At 63.5% G+C, this 22634-nt stretch carries 18 protein-coding genes; 2 read left to right on the top strand and 16 right to left on the bottom strand.

The window, feature by feature from the left end:
* Positions 1 to 59: 59 nt before the first annotated feature.
* Entirely contained in the window at positions 60 to 2867 is a 2808-nt protein-coding gene (gene ileS / locus ABFE16_08385; protein ID MEN6345313.1) for an isoleucine--tRNA ligase, read from the bottom strand.
* 308 nt (positions 2868 to 3175) lie between these two features.
* Between ileS and thiE the strand changes: the two genes are divergently transcribed.
* Entirely contained in the window at positions 3176 to 3817 is a 642-nt protein-coding gene (gene thiE, locus ABFE16_08380) for a thiamine phosphate synthase (GenBank protein MEN6345312.1), read from the top strand.
* Between the two features lie 81 nt (positions 3818 to 3898).
* Here the strand turns inward: thiE and ABFE16_08375 are convergent, their stop codons facing one another.
* The 6 genes from ABFE16_08375 to ABFE16_08350 all read right to left on the bottom strand — a co-directional run bounded on the left by ABFE16_08375 (position 3899) and on the right by ABFE16_08350 (position 11722).
* Entirely contained in the window at positions 3899 to 4894 is a 996-nt protein-coding gene (locus ABFE16_08375) for a M28 family peptidase (GenBank protein MEN6345311.1), read from the bottom strand.
* Positions 4895 to 5031: 137 nt separating this feature from the next.
* A complete protein-coding gene (locus ABFE16_08370; GenBank protein MEN6345310.1) occupies positions 5032 to 7332 on the bottom strand; it encodes a hypothetical protein in 2301 nt (766 codons plus the stop codon).
* A 105-nt stretch (positions 7333 to 7437) separates the two neighbouring features.
* On the bottom strand, positions 7438 to 8502 hold the full coding sequence (locus ABFE16_08365; protein MEN6345309.1) for an LptF/LptG family permease: 1065 nt from the start codon (positions 8500 to 8502) through the stop codon (positions 7438 to 7440).
* A 162-nt stretch (positions 8503 to 8664) separates the two neighbouring features.
* Positions 8665 to 9423, bottom strand: coding sequence for a PEP-CTERM sorting domain-containing protein (locus ABFE16_08360; protein ID MEN6345308.1), 759 nt, complete (start codon positions 9421 to 9423; stop codon positions 8665 to 8667).
* 169 nt (positions 9424 to 9592) lie between these two features.
* Positions 9593 to 10417, bottom strand: coding sequence for a sugar phosphate isomerase/epimerase family protein (locus ABFE16_08355; GenBank protein ID MEN6345307.1), 825 nt, complete (start codon positions 10415 to 10417; stop codon positions 9593 to 9595).
* A 24-nt stretch (positions 10418 to 10441) separates the two neighbouring features.
* Positions 10442 to 11722 (bottom strand): DegT/DnrJ/EryC1/StrS family aminotransferase, encoded by a 1281-nt coding sequence (locus tag ABFE16_08350; GenBank protein MEN6345306.1) that lies wholly within the window; start codon positions 11720 to 11722, stop codon positions 10442 to 10444.
* A 197-nt stretch (positions 11723 to 11919) separates the two neighbouring features.
* Here ABFE16_08350 and ABFE16_08345 point away from each other — a divergent pair, with 197 nt between their 5' ends.
* Complete coding sequence (locus tag ABFE16_08345; protein ID MEN6345305.1) at positions 11920 to 12291, top strand: hypothetical protein; 372 nt, start codon at positions 11920 to 11922, stop codon at positions 12289 to 12291.
* A gap of 61 nt (positions 12292 to 12352) precedes the next feature.
* Here ABFE16_08345 and ABFE16_08340 read toward each other — a convergent pair whose 3' ends face one another.
* The 9 genes from ABFE16_08340 to ABFE16_08300 form a co-directional block, all read right to left on the bottom strand.
* Complete coding sequence (locus tag ABFE16_08340; GenBank protein MEN6345304.1) at positions 12353 to 13375, bottom strand: polyprenyl synthetase family protein; 1023 nt, start codon at positions 13373 to 13375, stop codon at positions 12353 to 12355.
* A 4-nt stretch (positions 13376 to 13379) separates the two neighbouring features.
* Positions 13380 to 14132 (bottom strand): redox-sensing transcriptional repressor Rex, encoded by a 753-nt coding sequence (locus ABFE16_08335; GenBank protein MEN6345303.1) that lies wholly within the window; start codon positions 14130 to 14132, stop codon positions 13380 to 13382.
* The gene (locus tag ABFE16_08330; GenBank protein MEN6345302.1) at positions 14132 to 15631 is read right to left on the bottom strand and encodes an NADH-quinone oxidoreductase subunit N; all 1500 of its coding nucleotides are present in this window, start codon (positions 15629 to 15631) and stop codon (positions 14132 to 14134) included. The genes ABFE16_08335 and ABFE16_08330 overlap by 1 nt, the downstream gene beginning before the upstream one ends.
* Before the next feature lie 26 nt (positions 15632 to 15657).
* Positions 15658 to 16362, bottom strand: a complete 705-nt coding sequence (locus tag ABFE16_08325) for an HAD-IA family hydrolase (GenBank protein ID MEN6345301.1) — start codon at positions 16360 to 16362, stop codon at positions 15658 to 15660.
* A gap of 51 nt (positions 16363 to 16413) precedes the next feature.
* Complete coding sequence (locus tag ABFE16_08320) at positions 16414 to 17955, bottom strand: NADH-quinone oxidoreductase subunit M (GenBank protein MEN6345300.1); 1542 nt, start codon at positions 17953 to 17955, stop codon at positions 16414 to 16416.
* 94 nt (positions 17956 to 18049) lie between these two features.
* The gene (locus tag ABFE16_08315; GenBank protein ID MEN6345299.1) at positions 18050 to 19432 is read right to left on the bottom strand and encodes a neutral/alkaline non-lysosomal ceramidase N-terminal domain-containing protein; all 1383 of its coding nucleotides are present in this window, start codon (positions 19430 to 19432) and stop codon (positions 18050 to 18052) included.
* Positions 19433 to 19463: 31 nt separating this feature from the next.
* Positions 19464 to 21605, bottom strand: a complete 2142-nt coding sequence (gene nuoL / locus ABFE16_08310) for an NADH-quinone oxidoreductase subunit L (protein ID MEN6345298.1) — start codon at positions 21603 to 21605, stop codon at positions 19464 to 19466.
* Between the two features lie 91 nt (positions 21606 to 21696).
* Positions 21697 to 22047 (bottom strand): NADH-quinone oxidoreductase subunit NuoK, encoded by a 351-nt coding sequence (gene nuoK / locus ABFE16_08305; GenBank protein MEN6345297.1) that lies wholly within the window; start codon positions 22045 to 22047, stop codon positions 21697 to 21699.
* The coding region (locus ABFE16_08300; protein ID MEN6345296.1) for an NADH-quinone oxidoreductase subunit J at positions 22044 to 22634 on the bottom strand (591 nt) is incomplete at its 5' end. The genes ABFE16_08300 and nuoK, both read right to left, overlap by 4 nt.

Genomic DNA, 22634 nt, shown 5'->3' with positions numbered 1-22634 from the left:
GTTCTCACTCGGCTTACGGCCAGACCCCTGCTACAGTCTCGTGCCCATGCCCAGGACCGCTACGACACACGCCCTGCACAACGGGCACACAGCTCCGGATAGGTCGTGTCCGCTCCCACTGTCGTGGAACGAGTCCAGCAACGTGGGCACTTGTCCCCTTCTGCAACTTTCGCCACGGCAGCGACGCCCACGTGCTCCGCCACTTCAACGGGCGCGTCTGCCACGTCATGGAGCTCTACGGCCGACACGATAAACAGAGACGGTAGCGTGTCACCAAAACTCCTCAGGAAGTCGCGAGTCGGGCCATCGCTGTAGAGGTCCACTCGCGCCTCGATCGGGTTCTCAACGTCACCCGCGCCTCGAGCAGCCTCCAGCGAAGCCATGACCACGCCGCGAACTGCCAGCATCTTCTCCCAGCGTGCTGCAAACTCTTCGTTCGCCGGCATGGGTTCCGGCCAGTCGGCGAGTTGCACGCTCTCGGGGAGTTCCGGATCAAGCTTTCGACAATGTTGCCAGATTTCCTCTGCCGTAAACGTCAGAACCGGCGCCATCATCTTGGTGAGAGCAAGTAGCATCTGCCACAGAGCCGTCTGTGCCGAACGCCTCTCGGGCGCGTCTGCCCGATTCGTGTACAGGTTATCCTTGAGCACATCCAGATAGATAGCACTTAGGTCAGTGGCGCAGAAGGCGTGGAGGTCGTGGTAGAACAGATGCAGGTCCCACTCATCGAAGGCCGCGGTCATGCGGGCCGCCAACTGGCTCATCCGCATGAGCGCCCACCGGTCGAACTCACGCATCTCCGGCTCCGGCACGCTGTCTGTCGCCGGGTTGAAGTCCTGCAGGTTCTGGAGCATGAACCGTGCGGTGTTCCGAATGCGCCGGTAGGCGTCGGCTACCTGTTGGAAGATGTCCTCGGTGCAGAACATCTTGCGGCGGAAGTCGGCGTAGGTGAACCAGAGCCGCAGCACGTCTGCGCCGTACTTGTCGTAGATCACCTGGGGCGAGATGATGTTGCCCTTGCTCTTGGACATCTTCGTCCCGGTCTCATCGACGAAGAAGGCGTGCCCCACCACCATCTTGAAGGGAGCTGGCTCGCCCAGGGCAACCGCGCACCACAGCGAGGTCTGGAACCAACACTGGTACTGGTCGTCGCCCTCCAGATACAGGTCAGCCGGGAAGCTCAGGTCAGGGTTCGTCAGCAGGACGCTGTAGTGACTTACCCCACTATCAAACCACACAGACATGATGTCTGGTTCCTTGGTGAACTCCGTGCCCTGGCATTTAGCGCAGTGAGTCCCCGCGGGCAGCAGGTCCTTGGCGTCCCGCTCAAACCAGGCATCGGCCCCGTGTTCGGCCACAATGTCGCGGACGCTGTCCACACTCTCCTGTGTGAGGAGCACCTGGTTGCAGCTCTTGCAGTAGAACACCGGGATCGGTACGCCCCAGATGCGCTGTCGGGAGATGCACCAGTCCGGCCGCGCAGCTACCATGCCGCTGATCCGGGACTCGCCCCACTTTGGCATCCAGTCAGCGTTCTTGATCTGCACCAGGGCATCGGCTCGTAGGGCGTCGATGTCCATGAACCACTGCTTGGTTGCACGGTAGATGACCGGGTTGTGGCAGCGCCAGCAGTGGGGATAGTCATGCTCGATCGTGCCGGCATGCAACAGGGCATCCGTGGCCCGCAGGAGGTCAAGGACGTTCTCGTTGGACTTGTCGCAGACCTTCCCGACCAGATCCGGACCGGCCTCGTCAGTGAAGCGGCCCTCGTCGTCGACCGGGCTGATGACGTCCAGTTGGTACCGCAGCGACGTCTGGAAGTCCTCCAGACCATGACCCGGCGCAGTGTGCACGCAGCCGGTGCCCTGATCCATCACAACATAGTCAGCGAGGACAATCCGCGAATCTCGCCCGTAGATCGGGTGGACGGCCACCATGCCTTCGAGATCGCGACCAGCAGCGCGGCCCAGAATCTCCACGTCCTGCAACTCGCACTCGCTCACCATGGTGTCCATGAGGGCGGAGGCGCAGACCAGAAAGCGTGTCCGTCCGCGCAGCGTGGCTCGCAGCAACACGTACTCGGCGCTGTCGTTGAGCGCGATGCCGGTGTTGCCGGGGATCGTCCAGGGCGTAGTGGTCCAGATGACGACCTCGGGATTGGTGCCTGCGGGCACAGCCGTCTGGGCCTCGGCACCGAAGGGCTTGGTGCCCTCCGGGAACTCGAAAGCAACGTAGATGGCCGGCGAGATCTTCGTCTGGTACTCGATCTCGTCCTCGGCCAGGGCTGTCATGCAGTCCTCGTGATGGCACCAGTAGACGGGCCGCAGGCGACGATGCACCAGGCCCTTGAGCGCCATCTTGCCAAAGGCGTCGATCTGGCGTGCCTGGTACTCCTTGCTCAGCGTGAGGTAGGGGTGGTCCCAGTCGCCACGGACCCCCAGACGCTTGAACTGCTTGCGCTGAGTGTCGACATACCCGAGTGCCAGTTCGCCGCACATCCGGCGCCACTCCAGCGGCGAGACCTGCCTGCGGTCAACCCCCTTCTCGCGACGCACCGCTTGTTCGGTCGGGAGCCCCTGAGTGTCCCAGCCGGGAACGTACGGGCAATCGTAACCCCGCATCGTCTTGTACTTGATAGCGATGTCCTTGAGTATCTTGTTGAGGGCCTGGCCCAGGTGAATGTTGCCGTTCGCATAGGGGGGGCCGTCGTGGAGGATCCACTTGGGCCTTCCCTTGCTCTTCTCCCGGACCTTGTCGTAGATATCGATGTCCTCCCACCACTCCACGAGCAGGGGCTCGCGCTGTGGCAGGTTGGCCTTCATCGGGAAATCAGTTTTCAGCAGATTCAGGGTCTTGCGGTAATCCATCCGGCTGGCCTCACAATCCCGCGCACCGTTCGAGGAAACAAGAAGGCACACGTCGGCCCCGAGCAACGCGCAAGAACACGTGCCAGGGAGCCAACGTGCAATCCTTATCGGCTCGCTTACGCCAATTGGGAAGTTATTCTATCGCCCATCCTGGAGGAGTGTCAAGGCTGTCCGCCTCGGGTGTAGGCGCAAGGTGACAATGTCCTATCCGGGCAAAGTAGAAAGGTCCGGTGGTGGTGGTAGGCGGTCGGCGCTCCTTCCCTTCCAGAGCATGTCACGCTATACTTGGGGACATGCTGATCCAGGCTTTGCGCTCAAACATCTACTATGTCACTTCGGATATCGGCCGGAACCAGCAGCAAGTCCGTCGCACTGTCGCTGCAGTGTTGCGCGCCGGCGTCGGGATGGTCCAGTTGCGGGCAAAGTCACTCTCGCGACGCGATCTGGTCGAGGAGGCTTCTGTCCTGGTACGCATGACCCGCGCGGCGAAGGTGCCACTCATCATCGATGACTGCGTGGACGTGGCCCTGGCAGTCGGTGCTGATGGTGTTCACCTCGGTGCCGAGGACCTGCCGGTGGCCTATGCTCGACGCCTCATGGGTCCGACGGCGATCATTGGAGCTACCACCCCCACCCCTGAAAACGCCCGGATTGCCCAAGCTGACGGCGCAACCTACGTCGCCGTCGGTGCCCTCTATCCCTCTCCCACGAGACCTGAGAAGCCGGTAGTTGGCCTCGAAGCCTTGGAGGCCGTTCGCGCGGCAACCACACTGCCCGTCTGTGCGATAGGCGGAGTCGGGGCCGAGCACCTCGAAGAGGTCGTGGCTCACGGGGCCGAGTTGCTGGCGGTCATCAGCGCAATCAGTGACCAGCCGGACCCCGAGGCCGCAGCGCGTGAACTCGTGCGCCGAGCCGCCAAGATCAGACGCCCCGGTCACATCGGCGTCTGACAGCCCCCTGGGGTCTTCCCAGTGCCCCCATCACTTACCGTCACGTCGAGGCATGGGCCGGGTCGCGCCTGCCAGTGGCCCTTAGGGCCACAGGATCGACACGAGGGTGTCGCCCACCTGGTACAGGGTCTCGGCCGAGCAGTTCGCCGGGGTATCGTCCACCGTGTGCCATTCGGCCGGGGCGAAGTGGATGATGTCTACCGCGGGCAGGCCCTTGTCGATGAAGGGCTTGTGGTCGTCGGTGATCGCGCCCTGAGACTGGCGCACGAAGGCGGTGTGCCCACGGGTCTCGGCCGCACTCCAGATGCGGTTCATGAGGGATGGGTTCGAGTTCAGCGAGTTCTGCTCGAGGCGGAACTCCGGCCCACCGATGGCACCAGTCGGCTGAAGCCGTGGGTTGTTGCGCTGATCGGCGCCGACCATGTCCAACAGGATCATCTCAGAAGGGACCGGCAGGCTGCTGGGCCAGTTGTTCGCCAGGTGGTTCGAGCCGATGCAGAAGCCCATGTACGGCTGGGCGCTGGAGCCCAGGCCAGAGTCCTCCGCGTCGACGAAGGCAAGGATGACCGGCCGCGTCGGTGGGTTGTCCTTCAGATGCCGGGCCAACTCCAGGAGCACAGCCACTCCCGAAGCTCCGTCGTTGGCGCCGAGGATGGCCGTATTCCGGTTCGCCGCGTCAGGGTCCTCGTCCGCGATGGGACGAGTGTCCCAGTGGGCCGCCAGGAGCAGGGGAGAGCCGGTGGCCTGACTGGCGAAGACTCCGACTATGTTCTCGAAGCTGTAGGGACCGCCCAGGGGCGTCTGGGCGCTGAAGTCCTGCTTCACAACACTGTCCGCCAGCGCGGTCAGCTTGTTCACAAGCCACACCCGGCAGTTCTCGTGGCCCGTCGAGCCGGGGTTACGCGGTCCGAAGTTGCACTGCGTCACGATGTCCGAGTACGCCAGACTGCGGTCGAAGTTCGGACGCGTCGGCGGAGGCGGAGTCGGCACGGTGCTTTGGCCCCCTCCGCAGGAGGTGCACCCCGTCAGGATGCAAAGCATCGCGAAGCATGCGGCAAGCTGCTTGAGCGTAGCCATTACCAAGCTCTCCTCCGACCAGGGGTGCACCGACAGGACCACTCTCGGCCTTCCTCAGGAACCTGACACCCCATAACATACCTGCACAGAGGTCTGGGCGCAAGGCCGTGAGCACCACGGACCCGCGCCGCATCAGCCTAGAAGCTGGCTCCCGCGCCACTCTCGAAGCGTGCGCCACGCGTCGAGCCGAAGTTCGTCTTTTCTGAGGGGAAGGCCTTGAGGCCCAGGTTCACCTGGAACTCACCTGTCAGCCGGCTATAGGCGACCGAGCCGATCCAGCAGTGCAGGTCGCGCGTCACACGTACGTCCATCTCGTCCAGGGCATGAGTGTAGCCACTGTAGGTCGTCTGCAACTCCAGTCGCGTGCGCGGGGTGACCAGCCAGTCCAGGTCCATGGTGATCTGACGCAGCTGCGAGTCCTCGATCTGGTACTGCGCCCCCAGAGCCAGCGACATCTCTCGCGGGTGGACGAACGTCCAGCGGGCGTTCAGAGGACGCCACATGGCCGCTTCGAGGTCGTACCCGGTCTGCATCTCCAGCTTCGAACTACGTGAGGTCATGTACTCGAACTGCCCCAGAAGGGTGCGCCACTGGTTGCCCACGAAGTCATATCCGCCGGACATATCTATCCGCGAGCGGTTTGGTGACAGCCGCACTGCCTGGAACTGCATGTCTTCCTGACGTGACCAGTAGTCCAGTTGCAGGGGCGCGAATCCGTTGGGACGGAAGTAGTTCAGCGAAGTCTGCAGGTTCCAGTGATTGCCCAGCTCCTGTCGAAGCTGGGAGGTTGCGCCGAGAAGGTACTGAGCCGATCCGTCGTCGTAGAACGCCTGGTAGTAGCGGGCAGCCGTGCGAAGCCGCGAACTGCCCGTGATCCGTCGCTCGCTGCCGCCGAGATCGAGCTTGAGTGCGGCCCGGCTGATGGTCACATTGTCAGGACGCTGCTCATAGCGCCCAAGCTCGACGGTCGCTTGTGTGCCGATGCGTCCCAGAGGCTTGATGTTGGGCATCCGGGTGCTGTCGGTGTTGAAGGTGAACTGTGGCAGGCGGTTGAGATACCGATAGGAAGAGTCTCCTGTATAGCTGGAGCCGTCCAGGTCGTGTCGCTTGTCAGCGACGACGCGCCAGTCGTAGGCCCGGGCACGATGGCCATACTCGAAGGACGACTGGAGCTCCTCATCGGCGGCCTGTGAGCTGGAGTAGCGGCTGCTCCTGTAGTTGGACCGCACACTCCAATCGGTGTTCGCCCCCTGCCGCTGCTGATGGCTGAAGGCGCTGGTGAACGAGCGCGAGGTCGAAGACCCCGACTGCGAGACCGACTGCTGGAAGCCGAGCTGGGAGTTGGCCTCAGTCGTTGCCCGGCGCAGCGTCCAGTTGTTCGAGAGCGTCTCCGTCTCCCCGTAGTAGCCGCTGTTGCGCTGCAGGTTCGAGGTGAGCTCTGAAGACATCTCCTGCGATATCTGCCACCGGTGGTCGAGGCGCGAGCTAAGAGCCCCTTCCTTTGGTTCCCACAGAACCGCCAGCTCGCCGTGCTGCTGAGTGGTCTCGAGAGTGTGGTCGAAGCCCAGACCAGTGCCTCGCTTCTGGGTCACATTGAGGCGCAGTAGCCCGCTGTTCTCAGGGTTCAGAACGTACAGATACGCCAGCTTGGCGAAGTAACCCTCGACCTCGCTTTGACCGAACTCCGGTATGAACTTGTTCTGCTTGCTCTCCAGGGACAGCGCAAGGTTGAAGGGGAACCGGACCAGCCGGTGTCCGAAGACGTAGAGCGAAGGCTTCCGGAAGATGACCTTGCGACCAGGGATCGCAGTGATCTTGGAGGACCGCAGGTCATAGTGGGGCTGCTCGCGGTCACAGGTGGTGCCGCTTGCCCCCCGGGCTTCGACCAGCTCTCCGCCCCTGGTGCCCTCCAGAGTCCGCGCGCGCACGAACAGCGGCGATTCCACGCCACCTTCGAAGAAGCCGGGCTTGACCTCGGTGTGTGCCTCAGTGCTCCTCCAGTGGTTCGTCTCGATGTTGATCTCGATGCTGGTGGCCGTCGTCTGCATCTGCGGCGAACCGATGACGACGTGCCCGAGGAGGTGGACGGTGACCTGATCTGGCTCGACCACTGCACCGTCAGCGGTCAGGGTCATGTTGCCGCTCACCGCACGCACGCCGCCCTCGGCATAGGCAGCACCCTCGCGTACCCCCAGGTGCTCGGCCTGAAGCTGGAACCTGCCCTCCTTGAGAGCGCCAGTGATAGCCTCAAGACCTAACTGCGGTCTGGGGGAGGAGGCTGCGGGACCGGCACTCCGCGGGGTCTCGGGGGCATCGGTCCCAGGTGGTGTCGGTACCCCTGGGGCGTCTGAAGGACGAGGCTGGGCAGAGGGCACCGACTCTGACTGGGCCACGGCGGGACCCGCCGCATACCAAAGGCCCATCACGAGTAATACCATCCGAACCAGGCGTCCCATGACCGAACAACATCACTCCCAGGGAAGTTGGTGCCCGGCCGACAACAGCCATGCCGGCAGGTCGACTGCTCGGGACCCGCGTGCCCTCTAGAAACGCCGCATGGAGGCGAACACAGCAAAGAGCAGTACAACGTCCTGAGCCCAGGCCGCGACGGGCGCGGGCAAGGTTCCGTTGCTCCCCAGAAGCCTCAAAGCAAGCATGACGACGAAGTAGACGAAGGCGACAATGAGCGTCGCCAGGACACCGGCCAAGGTCTGAGCACGGCCGCACCGCATCGCCACCGGGACGGACAGGAGTGCGAAGACCAGGCAGGCGAAAGCCAGCGAGAGCCGACCATGTATCTCCATGTCATATTCCCGCGTTGCGTCGGCGCCACCTGCGCGATGCCCCGCACGCTCGACCAGGAGCTCGCGCAGAGGCTGATTCTGCATAGACGCGCCGCCAACGGTGCCAGGGGACAGGTTGCCCAGGTCAATCACCGAGCTTGGGCTACGCAGCCAGTTCAGCTTGTCAGGATAGGTAAACTCGTAGGTGTTCACACCTTCAGCCCACAGGCGCCGGTCTGTGAAGTGGGCGCTCTTGGCGCAGATCACGACGGGGAAGGCCCCTGGCCGCTTCATCAGACAAACGAGCCCACGAAGCATGTCACGATCCCGGTCCACCTCCCGCGGGAGGAAGACCCAGCGACCACCTGTATCGAGGAAGCGGTTGGGTTTGAAGGCCAGGGTCTTCTGTCGGATGAGCATCTCCCGCAGGAGCGACTGTGCCTCCCGATCGGCCGCCGGAACGGCCAACTCCTTGATCCCAATAGAGAGCACCGTGGCAAGCGTACCCAGGAGAAGGGGAGCCATCAGCAGGCGGTACCCGCCAAGGCCGCCCGCGAAAAGCGGGTTCAACTCATTGTCCGAGGCCAGCCGATTGAGCGCCAGTGCGCATCCGAGCAGCGTGGCCACAGGCAAGGCGAGCACCGCCGCCTCGGGAGTCTTGAGCGCCGCGAACCATAGGATGCTCTCGAACCGTACACCCTTGCCAGCGATCACGTCGACCACGGTGAACAGAACGTGTCCCGTGATGAGAACGACGAATCCCAGCAGGGCAGCAATAGCGGGCCCTATCATCTCACGTAGAAGGTAGCGTTCGAGAAGGCGCATGGCTCGATCCAGGCTCCCTGGGGACGGCAAAGGAACGCAGCGGTGCTGGCCGTATGTTGCGACTGTCTGCGGCGCGGAGTGGTTCCTTGGGTGCGACGAAGCCGGCAAAAAAAAGCGCCGCCCAAGAAGGGCGGCGCTCACATCGAAGGAGGCGGTGCTCCTCTACTCTTCCGTGGTGGTCTTGCGGCGGCGCCACGCGACTACACCCAGGAGACCCAGGCCGAACAGAGCCAGTGTACCAGGCTCGGGAACCGGGCCGGGGTTCTTCTCCGGAGTGTTCGGGCAGCTGTCATCCGGAGCCGTGCTACCGTTGTCCAGGTACGCAGCCCAAGAGACGTTACCCGCAGCACTCTTGCCCCAAATGAGCGATGGGTCCAGAGCAAACTCCGCGGACCAGTGGTCTGACGCGGCTGCCGGGTTGTTGCCGTACGCTACCCACGCGTAGTTCCCAGGGGTCCAGTCCCACGCGGTGCCGGTCCAGTGATAGACCGGTACGTCAGACCGCAGGGTGTACTGCGTTACGGGGTTGTCAAGGTTCCAGTAGATCCGGTAGTCAACGCCAGGGGTATCATAGATCGTGGTGCCGGCACCGTCAAAAGCATCAATCAGGATCTCGAGACGGTCGTCGGCCGACTTCTCGCCGCCGGTTGGAAAGAGCCCCCACTGCTTGGCCAGGAAATAGTAGAGGTTGTCAGCGGTCGACGAGAGACTCCCTGCGTCGCCGTAGTGGAATCCATTGACGTTGATATCATAGTAGTCGGGGATGAGGGGCTCATTGACCCCGCCATTGTCCGGAATCTGAATGCTCCCGGGAAGGCTGGACCAATCGCTGTCATTCCCATCAACGATGACGTCTGCTGAGGCGACTGCAAGGCATAGAGCGAACGCGGCGAGGAAGCTGAGTAGAGTTAGCCGTCTCACGGAAATCACCCTCCGGTACTTCATGCTGGAGCTTGCACGTATTGTAGAGGAGATGACACGCTGTTGTCAAGGTCGTCGCGCCTTTTTTCCGCCCCATACTGTAACAGTATCCCCTCTGCGGGACGCAGCCCAAAGGGCGCTGTTAAGGCCTCCTGGAGGCCTTCTGACGTCATTCTGCTCCGAACATGAGGCGCTTCATGTACCCGACTCCCTGTCGTGCAGCAGCCACCTGATCGCCGGTGCCCTCGTACTCAAAGGACAGGAAACCGTCATAGTTGGCCGCCTCCATGGCACCGATGATGGCGGGATAGTCGAGAACACCGGAGCCTACGACCGTCCCGATGTACCGCTTTCCTGCGCGGGAGATGAGGCGGGCCTCCGCGTCGGGTGCCAGAAGCTCCCAATCCTTGGCGTGGGCGTGGACGACACGGCTCTTCACAGCCTCCCAGAAGGCGACGGGGTCCTCGTCACTCATCACCATGTTCCCCGAGTCATAGGTGATCTTCAGCTCCGGGCCGGCAAGGTCGCAACACTCCATGCATTCTGCCGAGGTCTGGTAGGCTGCTGCAGGGCTGCCAAAATCCTCGATGCTCAGCGTGACGCCCGCCTGCCGTGCATAGGGCAGCAGCTCTGAGAGACCGGTCGCCACGTTTGCCCGAGCTTCGGCCTTCTCCTGACCGGGAGCGCAGCCGCCAGTGGTGACCAGAACGTTGCCGGTACCCAACTCGACAGCGTTGTCGATGACCTTCCGGATGGCGTCCACCGACGCAGTCCGGGCCGCCGAATCGCTCATGGTGAGGCTGGCGCCGCCAATGTTGCACGAAACGACCATGCCCATATCCTCGAGCATGCTCCGAACCTGCGCCATGGTGTAGCCTTCGACATGCTGAACGGTGAGGTCTACGCCCTCGACACCCAACTCCTTCATCAACGAGAAGGCCTCGGGCACCGTGATCTTCTTCTCCAGGAGAGTGCGGCCGAGCGAGTATATCATGAAACCAAGCTTCATAATACGGACCTATCCTTTCGCGAGTTCCATGACCCGCGCGGCGTTGGCGCTGATCTTGCGGAAACCTTCGACGTACAACTCCATGAGCTTCATTTCATTGGGCGGGTACACGGCCGAGAGGTACGAGTGGCCGTCGATGAACTCGATCGTCTTGGGATACTCAGCAGCATCGTAGTAGACATCGCCGCGACCGAAGGGGCAGGTCCACGGACAGCCCTTGCCGTACCCGACGCGGTTCTTGAACACGTCCTGGGCGGGAACCGGCATGGTCTGCCACTGCCCAAGGCGTACACCTTCGGCGGCGAGGGCCTTCTGGGCTGCCACTTTCCACTCGCGAGGTGTTACGTCCAGACCAACCTCTTCGGGCTTGAACTCCACCACGTAGCTGAAGTAGCACGGGTTCGCATAGTCCGGGGTGTAGGGGCCCTTGACGCCGGGAATCTGCGCCAACTGCTCCGTCAGGTAGGCCGCGAACTGGCGCCGGATTGCGTTGTGCTCCTCAAGCCGATCGAGCTGGCTGAGGATAAGAGCGTTCACGAACTCGTGTGGCCGGTACATCCAGCCGAGACCGTAGGCGTTGTACTCGCGCACCTGGTTCGGCAAGACGACTTCCCCGAACTCGCGCAGCTTGGCGGCCCGTCGGTAGAAGTCCTCGTTGTTAGTGGTCCACAGGCCGCCTTCGCCGCCGGAGAGGTTCTTCGAGCGATTGCAGCTGAAGCAGCCGATGTCGCCCAGTGCCCCCGTCTTGACGCCCTTGTAGGTCGCCCCGTGGGCCTGGCAGGCGTCCTCGATGATCAGCAGACCGTGCCGGTGCGCAATCTCCTTGATGGGGTCCATGTCGGCCGGCATCCCGTGGATGTGGACCGGCAGGATCGCCTTCGTGTGCTCGGTGATGCGCTCTTCGATCAGCGCGGGGTCCATCGTGTAGCTTCTGGGGTCGATGTCGACGAACACGGGAACCGCGTTGTGGTGCAGGATGGCAGCCGCAGTGGACCAGTAGGTGAAAGCGCTTGTGATGACCTCATCGCCCGGGCCGATTCCTGCTCCGGCAACTGCCATGTGCAGCGAAGCGGTCCCACTGTTGGTTACGAGCGCATACTTGGTGCCGACATACTCAGCCCAGCGATCCTGCAGCTTCAGCGCGCAGGGAGCCGACGTCCCGTGCAGCTCGCCGCTGTCGAAGACAGCCAGCACTGCGTCCTTGTCTGCCTGGGTCAGTGGTGGCCAGCTCTTGACCATGCCACTGGGAACGAGGGGAGTGCCCCCCTCAAGCGCAAGTGTGTCACTCATCACGGCCTCCTGAGGCATCGTACTGCAACTGTCATGTTGACTTCCCTACGGCCGCAGGAATACCTCCTCGGCAGCAAGGAGACCTTTTGCTGTGAGTGGGTAGCGGCGACGACCATCGGCACTCAGGGATACGGCACGCGTGAAGGTTGTGCTATGATGTCAGTCACGCATACCAGAGAGAGAGGATTGACGCACTGATGAGACCGTGTGCCCTCGTGCTGGTGGGGCTGGTAGCCCTGGTGCTGCTTCCTGGCCGACTGGTCCTCGCCCAGTCGCCCGAGGAGAGCAACATGACGGAGATGCCTATCTTCGGGCAACCTCCCGTCGGCGACTACCTACAGCCCCTGGGGCCCACCGAGCGGGCCAGAACCGCCGTGCAGATGCTCGTGGTCGTAGTGTTGAGCCTGGTGGCCGTTGTGTTTCTCCTCCGCTGGGTCACCAGAGGCACAAAGCCCGAAGAGCAGAAGACGCCGGAGCAGAAGATCGTGGACAAGATCGAGGACGTCCTGAGGAGGGCCGATGGGGAAGAGGGAAAGGCGAACCCCAAGGAACCGTCTCGGAGGTCCTGACGGGTAGCGCACCCAGGTGTGCCGGCACGGCGGCATGACGTACGGTCCAACCTGTGACGGCTCAGGTACGTCGCGAGCGCAGGTAATCGGCGATCGCCAGCAACCCTTGCAGCGCCGGTTGGCTGCTCACCACGAGGCCTTCAAGGGCAGCCTTGGCCAGTGCCACCTGCCGGCGTGCCATCTCCTCGGTGGCCGCTCTTGCGCCGATCTGGTCCAGGAGCGCAGCCAGCCGGCCGAGGGCCTGCGCCGGGTCCTCGGCACTACGGACCTGCTCGATAGCTGTTCGCACCTCGCCCGCCCGCGACGAGTGCAGTCCGTGGACGATCGGAACAGTGAACTGACCGGTCAATACGTCGCGTCCAGGAGCCTTGCCGGTGACTGCCTCACGGCCATAGATGTCGAGGAGGTCGTCGGTGAGTTGGAAGGCGATACCCAGATGCTCCCCGAAGCTGCGGAACCGTGCTGCGGCCTCGTCACTCGCGCCGCCACTCAGAGCCCCCACCTGGCAGGACGCCGCAAGCAGCGCTGCTGTCTTGCCGCGCGCCGAATCCAGACAGTCATCCTGGGTCAGGTCCTCGGGACGTTTGTCAGCGAAGATTGCCTCGGATCGACACATCTCCATCGCTGCGGCCGTGAAGACCTGGGCATAGCGACCATCGCGCAAGGACGCCAGCTCGTTGTAGGCACACGCTGCCAGGTAGTCGCCAACAAGGACGGCGGCACGGTCTCCGGACTGTGCTCGCAGTGATGGGCGCCCGCGACGCACCGTGGCCTGATCGACGACGTCATCATGCAGCAAGGAGGCCAGGTGCATGACCTCCACCGCCAGAGCCAAGTCCATGGTTATGGCCGTGACGTCGCCGACGGCGCGTGCGCTGAGCAGAACCAGGGCCGGTCGCAGGCGCTTGCCACCTGCTGCAACCGCTGCCTGAGCCGCTGAGCTGAGGGGATCGGACCCGTCGCCACACAGACGGAGCAGCCGACCCTCCACGACAGACATCTCCGGCGCGACAGGACGAACGGCTACCTGGTATGCGCTCTCCGGCTGATGGGGGGAGACTGGGGGATCGGTCTGCAAGGGCATACGGCTAGTACTCGCCTTCTGTACGCCCGGCGGGCTCTCCAACGTGGGTCAAGCAGAAGGAGAGAACCTCGAGCTGGCTGGTCATGTCCACGCTCCGAATCACGACAGAGGGCGGTGCCATCACGCGGATCGGCGCAAGGTTGAGGATACTGTGGATCCCGGTCTCCACCACCGCATCGACGACGGCCTGAGCTGCCGCTCCGGGGACAGCTACGATCGCAATCTCGACACCGGCATTCTCCACGACTTCCGCCAGGCGGTCCATCCCCATGATCTCCTGCCCGTACAACCTGTGGCCGACCTTCGCCGGGTTATTGTCGAACACACCGGTGATGCGGAACCCCCGTGGCTCGAACCCCGGGTAACCCGCCAGTGCAGCCCCCAGATTGCCGGCGCCGATGACCACCACGCGGCGCTCACGTCCCACACCGAGAATCCGCATCAGATGGTCCCGCAGATCGCGGACTCGGTACCCCAGGCCGCGACGCCCAAAGTCCCCAAAGTACGAGAGGTCCTTGCGAACCTGAGCTGCGTTGACGTTAGCGTGACGGGCAATCTCCGACGACGAGGCGGTCATTTTGCCCTCACGGTCCAGTCGCCGCAGGATCGCCAGGTAGGCCGACAGTCGCTGCACGGTGGCTTCCGGTACGTCAAACTGCCAGGGCATAGGTCTCCGCCGTCGCGAATCAGGATGCGTGCGCTGTGCTCTCGGCCTGACCGCAGTGCCCTCCGGGTATCCGCTCTGAGGTGGTTTGATCAGCGAGCCGCCATGGTCAGCCGCGCGGCCTCCACCAACCAGTCAGGGAATATGCACACACCGAGCGTGCCCAGGGCGCAGAGAACCGCCGTCACTGTCAGCACTGCGGGAACTCGCTGCAGAGCCGTGCCGCTGTCCTTCTGGAAGTACATGAGTCGGGCGATGTTCATGTAGTAGTACAGTGAGATGACGCTGTTGATGATCCCGACCACTGCCAGCCAGGCCCACTCACGCGACTTGATCGCCGCGCCGAAGATGTACACCTTGCCCAGGAATCCTGCAGTGGGTGGGATGCCGGTGAGCGACAGCAGCAAGATCACCGTCAGAGCGGCGAGGCCCGGCGCACTCTGAGCCAGCCCGGCGAAGCGACTCAGCTCGGAATGGCCTGCCTCACGCTCGAGGACGATAGCCACCGCGAACATCCCCAGGTTCATCAGCAGGTACGCGACCAAGTATACCAGAATGCCAGGCAGTCCCCACAACTCGTTAGGACCGACGACGAACCCAATCAGCAGGTAGCCCGCATGGGCGATGCTCGAGTAAGCCAGCATCCGCTTGACGTTGGTCTGGCGGATCGCCAGCAGGTTGCCTGTGAACATCGTCAGGACAGCGAGGATGGCAAACACCATCTGCCAAGGCACGTGAAGAGCCGGCGCCAGGGTGTAGAAGAAGCGCACGATCAGGGCGAACCCGGCGGCCTTCGGGCCCACTGAGAGCAGAGCGGTCACCGGTGTGGGCGCGCCCTGGTAGACATCCGGCGCCCAGGCCTGGAAGGGGACCATGCTGATCTTGTACCCCAGGCCCACCATCATTAGCAGCGGCCCCAGCACGCCGAGAAGGGCGAGTCCGCCACCTTGCACCGGCTGTAGGAAGTGCTGCGACAGAGCAGTGAGGTTCGTCGTGCCCCCGGCGGCGTACACGAGCGTCATACCGTAGAGCATGACCCCGGAGGCGGCGGCGCCGTACACGAAGTACTTGACGCCCGCCTCGTTCGAGCCGGGGTCAGTCTTGCGCCACGCCGCCATCAGGTAGGAAGTGAGACTGACTAGCTCAAAGGCCAGGTAGATCAGGACCAGATCGTTGGCGCCGGCCATGAGAGACATGCCCAGCACCAGGAAGACGATGAGGGAGTAGAACTCCCCGGAGGAGGGGAGGGGGTCAGCGGCGGAAGCGTCACTGGTCTCTGCCTGCGCTCGCCTCCAGGGACGGGCCGCGTAGCCGACCGACAAGAGAACTACGAGGATGCCGACGACTGCAAAGAAGGCCTTGAAGAACACTGCCGCGGCGTCGACGGCATAGCTGCCCGCGAACTCCAAAACCGGCGCCGTGCCCCAGAGTTCAAGGATCGGGTGCAGGCACGCCGCCAGCCCGACGACTGCCACTGTCGGCGCAAGCCACCGTGCCCGCGGCGCCACGAACAGGTCCACGATCAGCACGAGCAGACCGAGTCCGCACAGGCATAGCTCAGGGGTAAAGAGTTCAATATTGCTGTATGGCATCCCGCACCGTCAGTTGCCGTATGGGCCTAGAGGCCCGCACGGCCGGTAATGATCTCGTAGGCGCCCGCAAGATCAGGCGCTCGTCGCTTGGCTTCTGCGTTCTCCCTGCGCACCAGCACCGCCGGGATGCCCACACCCTCGGCGCCTTCCACGTCCGCCACCGGACTGTCGCCGACCATCCAACACTCCTCCGGACTCCCCGCTGCCTCGAGTGCCAGCCGGAAGATCTCCGGATGCGGCTTTTCGTAGCCCAGGTTCCCCGAACTCAGCACTGCCCTGAAGTGCTTCGAGAGCCCCAGGGCCTCGGCCATTGTCGGCAACTCCGGCACGTGGTTGGACAGCACCACGTGTTCCCAGCCTTCTGCCGTCATCCGCTCCAGTGTAGGAACGACCTCCGGATAGACCCGGTACGGGGTTGGGTCCAGGAAACGGGGCCGCGAGGCCAGAGCGATCTCGCGCGCGACTCCGCCGTCATAGCCCATCTGCACCAGCCCGCTCGCCAGTCGTTCCAGAACGTGCGCCCACCATGCCTCGGGTTCGCACAGCTCGAGGTGTGGACGCTCGGGCTCGTGCCAGGGGAACCCTGTTGCCAGGTAGGGACGCAGAGCATCCAGATCCAGCACGTGCCCGGGGATCACCTCGGCCGCAGCGGCGGCCAGCTCGATACCCCACATACCGGGGCGCTGCGCCAGGGTCCCATCGAAGTCCCACAGAACGACCCGTCGTGCCATCACAAACTCCACTTGCTGGTCCGGGGCCCCGCCCCGGATGGTGACTGTCGCCTAGCCCAGCGGCAGGTGCGTGGTTGCTAGCTGCACCGCGTACCCCACCGTCTGCAGCAGACCACTCATCGAACCGTTGATCACTTCAACCAGCGGCCCCGGGTAGATGCCGACAAGAAGCATGAGAAGGCAGAGCGGCACGATTGCCAGCAGCTCTCCTGCGTCGATGTCGCGGAGGCCCTGCCACTGGAGGTTCAGGTCGCCCAGGAATACCTTCTGGATCATCACCAGGAAGAAGGCGGCAGTAATGACCACACCGAGAACCGACAGCCCGGTCATGAGCGGGTAGGTACCGAAGGCGCCAATGAAGACCATGAACTCGCTCACAAAACCTGCCAGCCCCGGAAGCCCCAGAGAAGCGAAGCAGGCCATCATCATCAGGCCGCCATAGACCGGCATCTGCTTGGCCAGCCCGCCGAAAGCGTCGATATCGCGGATGTGCGCGCGGTCGTAGATGACACCGACCAGGAAGAACAGGGCGCCCGTGATGATGCCGTGGTTGACCATCTGTAGCACCGCACCATTGAGCGCCGTCACGCGGTTGGTCACCACGTCGCTGGCTCCCACCAGCGCCACCGAGGCCGCGATCCCCAGCATCACATACCCCATGTGGTTGACCGAGGAGTAGGCGATCAGCTTCTTCATGTCCTTCTGGGCCATGGCGCAGAGCGCCCCGTAGATGACGCTGATCAGCGCCAGAACCGCGATGTACATGGAGAACTGCTGCGTCTGCTGCGGGAGGATCGGCAGAAGCACACGCACGAAGCCGTAGGTTCCCATTTTCAGGAGTACGCCTGCCAGGATGACGCTGCCGGCAGTCGGCGCTTCCACGTGAGCGTCGGGAAGCCACGTGTGGAAGGGGAACATGGGGACTTTGATCGCGAAGCCAAGGAAGAAGCCCCAGAAGACCAGCGCGCCCCAAAGACCGGCGCGAGCCATGGGCATTTGCCGCGCGAGCTCCAGCATGTCAAAGCTATGTGGGGTAGAGAAGAAGTACAGCACCAGGATCGCCAGCAGCATTGCCAGGCTGCCAAGAAGCGTGTACAGGAAGAACTTGATGGCTGCGTACTCGCGTCGGGGGCCGCCCCAGATACCGATGAGGAAATACATCGGTACGAGACCGACCTCCCAGAACACGTAGAAGAGCACGAGGTCCAGCGAGCAGAAGACCCCGAGCATTCCGGTCAGAAGGAGCATGAAGAAGGCCATGTACTCCTTCACGCGGTGCTCAATGCGCCACGAGTAGATGACCGACAAGAGTGTCAGGAGAGTGGTCAGAGCGACCAGCGGCATGGACAGGCCGTCCACGCCCACATGGTAGTTGATGTGGAGGCTCTGGATCCAGGGCACGCTCACCTCAAGCTGCATGCCCGCGGTCCGTGGCATCATCCACCACGCATACAGCGAAGCCGCAAAGGTCAGACCCGCGAACAGCGTCGCGACCCAGCGTATCGCCTCGACATGCCGCTCTTTGTGCATGAGCATGATCAGCACCATGCCCAGCAGCGGCAGAAAGATCATGATGCTGAGAATGTCGGGCATGAACCACCCTCCGAGAGACAACTAAGATCATCGCGCAGCACTTCGGGTGCTGCCGGGCGCGGTGCAGGTCAGGCCACCGTCGCCCTCGATCGCTCTACGCAGACAGCCCCTCGACCAGCTCTTTGGCTCCCGCAAGCAGGCCGTCGAAGGCGCCCGGCCCCAGCAGCGACCACATCCCCAGGCCGAGTTCGTAACCGCCTTGCTCCCAGGCCTCCGGGGGTGCCACGTATCCCAGGTACCCGTTCGCGTAGCCGACGCAGACTGCAGTCATGTCGCCCTGGGCCATCGCGCGAACTGCCAGACCGAGTTCCGCGAAAGGCTCCGCAGGCAAGCCCACCAGGACCAGGTTGCCGAGCCGAATTCCCTGCAACTGCGCCACGAAGGGGCCCGTCCCGAGCTCCACTCGCGCAATCTGCTCCTCCAACACCAGCACGCTCTCCTGAGCCTTCTGGCGCTCCTGCGGGTCGGACGCTTCGCTGGCCAGTCGGCGTTGCTCTTCCTGAGCCTGTCGAAGCTGCTCCAAGTCGGGCAGGTCCCGAGAGGGCAAGGTGACAGTGGTGGTCTTCACAGCCACTTGCGCCGGAAGGCACGGGTGGGCAGGTGCCGACGAGAGTGCCAGAAGCTTGATGACTTCTCCCGCCAGAGCCTGACCGTAACGGCGGACGTCGTCAAAACCGGTCGTGTCCCGCACCGGGTTGATGCTTCCCGACGCGCCCTGCAGGAACATGGCGTGGCTGCAATCGCCCCCGGCGTCCTCAACGAAGCGCATCGCTGCGCCCGGATAGTCCGCAGACACCAGCGGGTTCACCTGAACCGTCGTCGGATGGCAGGTGAAGTGCACCAGGGCCTTCCTGGCCTTGCCGCTGAGCGTCTCCAGCGACAGCACCGTCACCGCGTGGTCGCATCGGCCCCAGTCCGCAATCTGGTCATCCGGCGGGCGAGTCGGGTAGTGGCACACTCGACCGTCCTTGTCGATGAGTCTGCGCGACCAGCCGATGCCCTCGGCGGAGCCTCTTGCGAGCTTCAGCCGCACCGGCTGCCGGTCCCGATCAGCCAGGGCGACCGCCGTTGCGAGCTTGTCAATCAGCACTTCCAGCCACTGCGCCACCCCGGGGTGCTGCCAGAGCGGCCGGAAGCCGATGGTCTCTGGAACCGAATGGGCGTGCGTGGCCGCCAGCAGGACGTGGCCGGCCGGTATCCCGGTGAGACGCTCGATCCGCTCCCTGACCTCGTCAACGAAATCGCGACCCGGTCCCAGGATGCGCCGGCTGAACCCAATGCTGTCTGCCGCGATGATCGCGACCCGCGTCGCGCCGTCATCAACCACCAGGGCCCGGGCCTGCAGCGGATCGTGTACTCCGGTGAAGAAGGCATGGCGCTGCCGGTAGTAACCAAGATGGGGCACCGTCAACGGCGGCGTGATGTCGACGCACGCCGTTCCCGCCATCAAGTGATCCGTCTGTGCAGCGTCTGCCATCGAACCCGTACGCACCCGTCTTGCAGATATGCTATCCGCCGAACACGCCGCGCACGAAGTGCACAACGTCGGCGACGGTTATCCCGTTGGTCACGACGAACACGGCCACGAACACGGCCACAATCAGCCCGCAGGCGAACATGACGAACCCCGACACGTACTCCTGGATGTGACCGTTCTGAAGCCGACTCAGGGCCTCGCCGGTCCACTTCGAGACATAGCCCGCGGCATTGACGAGACCGTCCACCACGAAGGTGTCCAGGAGCCAGGAGAGACCCGCGAACACCCAGCGTGTTGTCCAGCCCACGGCGTTCACCAGGCCGTCGACCACGTAGGTATCCACAAGTTTCGCGCCCCAGGACAGACCCATCGTGAGCCCGACCGGGACGACGGAGTAGATCTCGTCGAAGTAGAACTTGTGCTGTGCCGCGACGTAGATCGGGTACAACGGGCGCTTGATGACATCGACCGAAACCAGCTTCCACAGGTAGATCGCGGCGGCCAGCAGCAAACCGGCTACCGCCATGAAAGTGGAGATGCCGATGACGGCCCAGTTCGTGCCCTCTGCGGAGGACGCCTCAGCACCGGCGGCAACGCCATGCCCAAGCGGCTCGACAGCCGCAGGCAAGGCGGTCGCCGGGTCGAAGTGCACGAACTGGTGGAACAGGTTACCCGCGACCCACGGGGTACCAACCCAGCCGAGGAACACCGCGAAGATCGCCAGCACAACCAGCGGAACCGTCATTACGTGCGGGCTCTCATGAGCGTGTTCAGAGCACTCCGCCCGTGGCTCGCCGCTGAAGGTCAGGAAACACAGCCGCCCCATGTAGAAGGCGGTCAGGAACGCGCCGATCTCAAGACCCCAGAAGAAGACCCAATAGCTTGGCTCGCCGGGCCCCAGGTGGGAGCCTGTAGCGTTGCTCCAGGCCGCAGCCAGGATCTCGTCCTTCGAGAAGAACCCGGCGAACAGCGGGAAGCCCGCCAGGGCCAGTGTGCCGGCCCAGAAGGTCAGGTAGGTGACAGGCATCTTCCGCGCCAGACCGCCCATTCGCCGCATGTCCTGTTCATCATGGCAGCCGTGGATGACGCTCCCGGAGCCAAGGAACAGTAGAGCCTTGAAGAACGCATGGGTGATCAGGTGGAAGACGCCGGCGGTGAACCCCAGGACGCCCATTCCCAGCGCCGTCATCATGTAGCCAAGTTGTGAGATGGTCGAGTAGGCCAGGACGCGCTTGATGTCGTTCTGCACCAGACCGATCACTGCGGACATCAGGGCCGTGATGAGACCGATGACCGCGACGATGGTCAGGGCCGGGGCGCCGAGGAACACCACTGAGCCCAGGGAGGCATAGAAGAGCGGGAAGATCCGCGCCACCATGAAGACACCGGCGGCGACCATGGTAGCCGCATGGATCAAGGCGCTGACCGGCGTGGGGCCTTCCATGGCATCGGGAAGCCACGTATGCAGCGGGAACTGCGCGCTCTTGCCGATTGCGCCGCTGAACAGGAACAGGGCAGCAATCCCGGCCACTGAGGCGGGGATGATCCCCCTGGCGACCGCTGCGAAGACGTCTGCGTAGAGCAGACTCGGCGCATAGCCGAACAGGATCAGGATGCCAATCGCGAAACCCACATCGCCGACGCGGGTGGTGATGAAGGCCTTCTTGGCGGCGTTAGCCGCGCTCTGTCGCTCAAACCAGAAGCCGATCAGCAAGTAGGAGCACAGGCCCACGAGCTCCCAGCCGGCGTAGAGCATCAGGAAGTTGTTCGACAGGCAGATCAGGAACATCGAGCCGCAGAAGAGCGACAGATAGGCGAAGAACCGCGAGTAGCGCGGGTCGCCATGCATGTAGCCGATGCTGTAGACCTGGATGCACGTCGACACCAGGCTGACCATGGCGATCATCACGGCGGTCAGCGGATCGACCATGAAGCCGACGTGGATCGCGTGTCCCCCGACCGACGCCCAGGGGATGGACACGTTGACCGACGTGGCCCCGAAGATCAGCTCGAACATCGCGCCCCAGGCGAGGGGGATCGTCGCCGCGATTCCTGCAACGCCGATCCAGCCAACCTTCTCGTCCATGCGACGGGTCAGCGCGCTGCCAAAGAACAGCAGCACCGCACAGGCGAAGAAGGGTAGGATTGGGATGAGCCAGGCGAGTTGAAGCATGGTTAGTTGGCGAATCCTGGTGTGACTGGCGTCTCAGAAAGGGGCCACTCCTCAAGCCGGCCGCTGCATGGCGTCCTGGCCCCAGGGCTCCCTACCACTTCATATCTGCAGCATCGTCGGGGTTGGCCGTCCCCCGGTTGCGGTACAAGGCCACGATGATCGCAAGCCCCACAGCCACCTCACAGGCAGCCAGAGTCATCACGATCAGCGCAAACACTTGGCCGCCCAGCACCGTGTTCATCGCCGGATGACCGTCAGGCCCCAGAGGGCTCAGGTACCGGCTCATGGCGACCAGGTTGATGTTGGCCGCGTTCAGCATCAGCTCTATGCCCAGCAGCACAGCCACCGCATGTCGCCGCACCATCACTGCGAACAGGCCCATGCAGAAGAGCAGCGCACTGAAGACAAGGTAGTGTGTCAGACCGATGGGGGGTAGGCTCATGATTGCTCTCCCCCTGGGTCCGTGGCAGTGGCCTCATCTTCCTGCGTCGGACTTGCTGCCACAGGGCCCGTCGGCTCGCGTCGCGCGATCACGACCGCTCCCACCAGGGCCACCAGCAGCACCACGGAGGCGACCTCGAAGGGTAGCAGATACCGGGTCAGAAGCAGCTCACCGATCACGCGCACGTTGTCTCCGGCGAACTGCGACGTCTTCTCGGGCAGCAGCGTCTGCCATTGGTGGTACCAGGCGGCCTCTGCAATGGCTGCAATCAGCACCACGAACATCATCACTGCCGCCACCAGCCCGCCCAGGACATGCTGCATCCCACTGTAGTAGTACAGCACCACGTCGGTCGCCGGCTTGTACTTCAGCGGGATCCGATAGCGCAGGAACTTGGGCAGCCGTTCGCGGGCGTCATCTTCCAGCAGCATCACCGCGAAGACGATGAGGACGGTGATCGCGCCCACGTACACGATGACCTGCATGGCGAAGAGCAGGTGCGCCCCGAGCAGCCCAAACACCCCGGCCACGCCCACCAGAGTGGGCAGCAGCCACAGAGCCGCATGGAGCACGCGCCGGGCCAGGAT

This window comes from Armatimonadia bacterium (genome assembly GCA_039679385.1).
In the GTDB taxonomy this organism is placed as follows: Bacteria; Armatimonadota; Zipacnadia; order Zipacnadales; family JABUFB01; genus JAJFTQ01.
Note: the sequence above shows the minus strand (reverse complement) of the source record. Positions and strands in the feature narration are given on the sequence as shown.

Excerpts from the sequence above, each read along its gene's own strand:
- ileS (MEN6345313.1), bottom strand. The coding sequence starts at position 2,867 with ATGGATTACCGCAAGACCCTGAATCTGCTGAAAACTGATTTCCCGATG.
- ABFE16_08375 (MEN6345311.1), bottom strand. The coding sequence starts at position 4,894 with ATGGCTACGCTCAAGCAGCTTGCCGCATGCTTCGCGATGCTTTGCATC.
- ABFE16_08370 (MEN6345310.1), bottom strand. The coding sequence starts at position 7,332 with ATGGTATTACTCGTGATGGGCCTTTGGTATGCGGCGGGTCCCGCCGTG.
- ABFE16_08365 (MEN6345309.1), bottom strand. The coding sequence starts at position 8,502 with ATGCGCCTTCTCGAACGCTACCTTCTACGTGAGATGATAGGGCCCGCT.
- ABFE16_08355 (MEN6345307.1), bottom strand. The coding sequence starts at position 10,417 with ATGATATACTCGCTCGGCCGCACTCTCCTGGAGAAGAAGATCACGGTG.
- ABFE16_08350 (MEN6345306.1), bottom strand. The coding sequence starts at position 11,722 with ATGAGTGACACACTTGCGCTTGAGGGGGGCACTCCCCTCGTTCCCAGT.
- ABFE16_08345 (MEN6345305.1), top strand. The coding sequence starts at position 11,920 with ATGAGACCGTGTGCCCTCGTGCTGGTGGGGCTGGTAGCCCTGGTGCTG.
- ABFE16_08340 (MEN6345304.1), bottom strand. The coding sequence starts at position 13,375 with ATGCCCTTGCAGACCGATCCCCCAGTCTCCCCCCATCAGCCGGAGAGC.
- ABFE16_08330 (MEN6345302.1), bottom strand. The coding sequence starts at position 15,631 with ATGCCATACAGCAATATTGAACTCTTTACCCCTGAGCTATGCCTGTGC.
- ABFE16_08325 (MEN6345301.1), bottom strand. The coding sequence starts at position 16,362 with ATGGCACGACGGGTCGTTCTGTGGGACTTCGATGGGACCCTGGCGCAG.
- ABFE16_08320 (MEN6345300.1), bottom strand. The coding sequence starts at position 17,955 with ATGCCCGACATTCTCAGCATCATGATCTTTCTGCCGCTGCTGGGCATG.
- ABFE16_08315 (MEN6345299.1), bottom strand. The coding sequence starts at position 19,432 with ATGGCAGACGCTGCACAGACGGATCACTTGATGGCGGGAACGGCGTGC.
- nuoL (MEN6345298.1), bottom strand. The coding sequence starts at position 21,605 with ATGCTTCAACTCGCCTGGCTCATCCCAATCCTACCCTTCTTCGCCTGT.
- nuoK (MEN6345297.1), bottom strand. The coding sequence starts at position 22,047 with ATGAGCCTACCCCCCATCGGTCTGACACACTACCTTGTCTTCAGTGCG.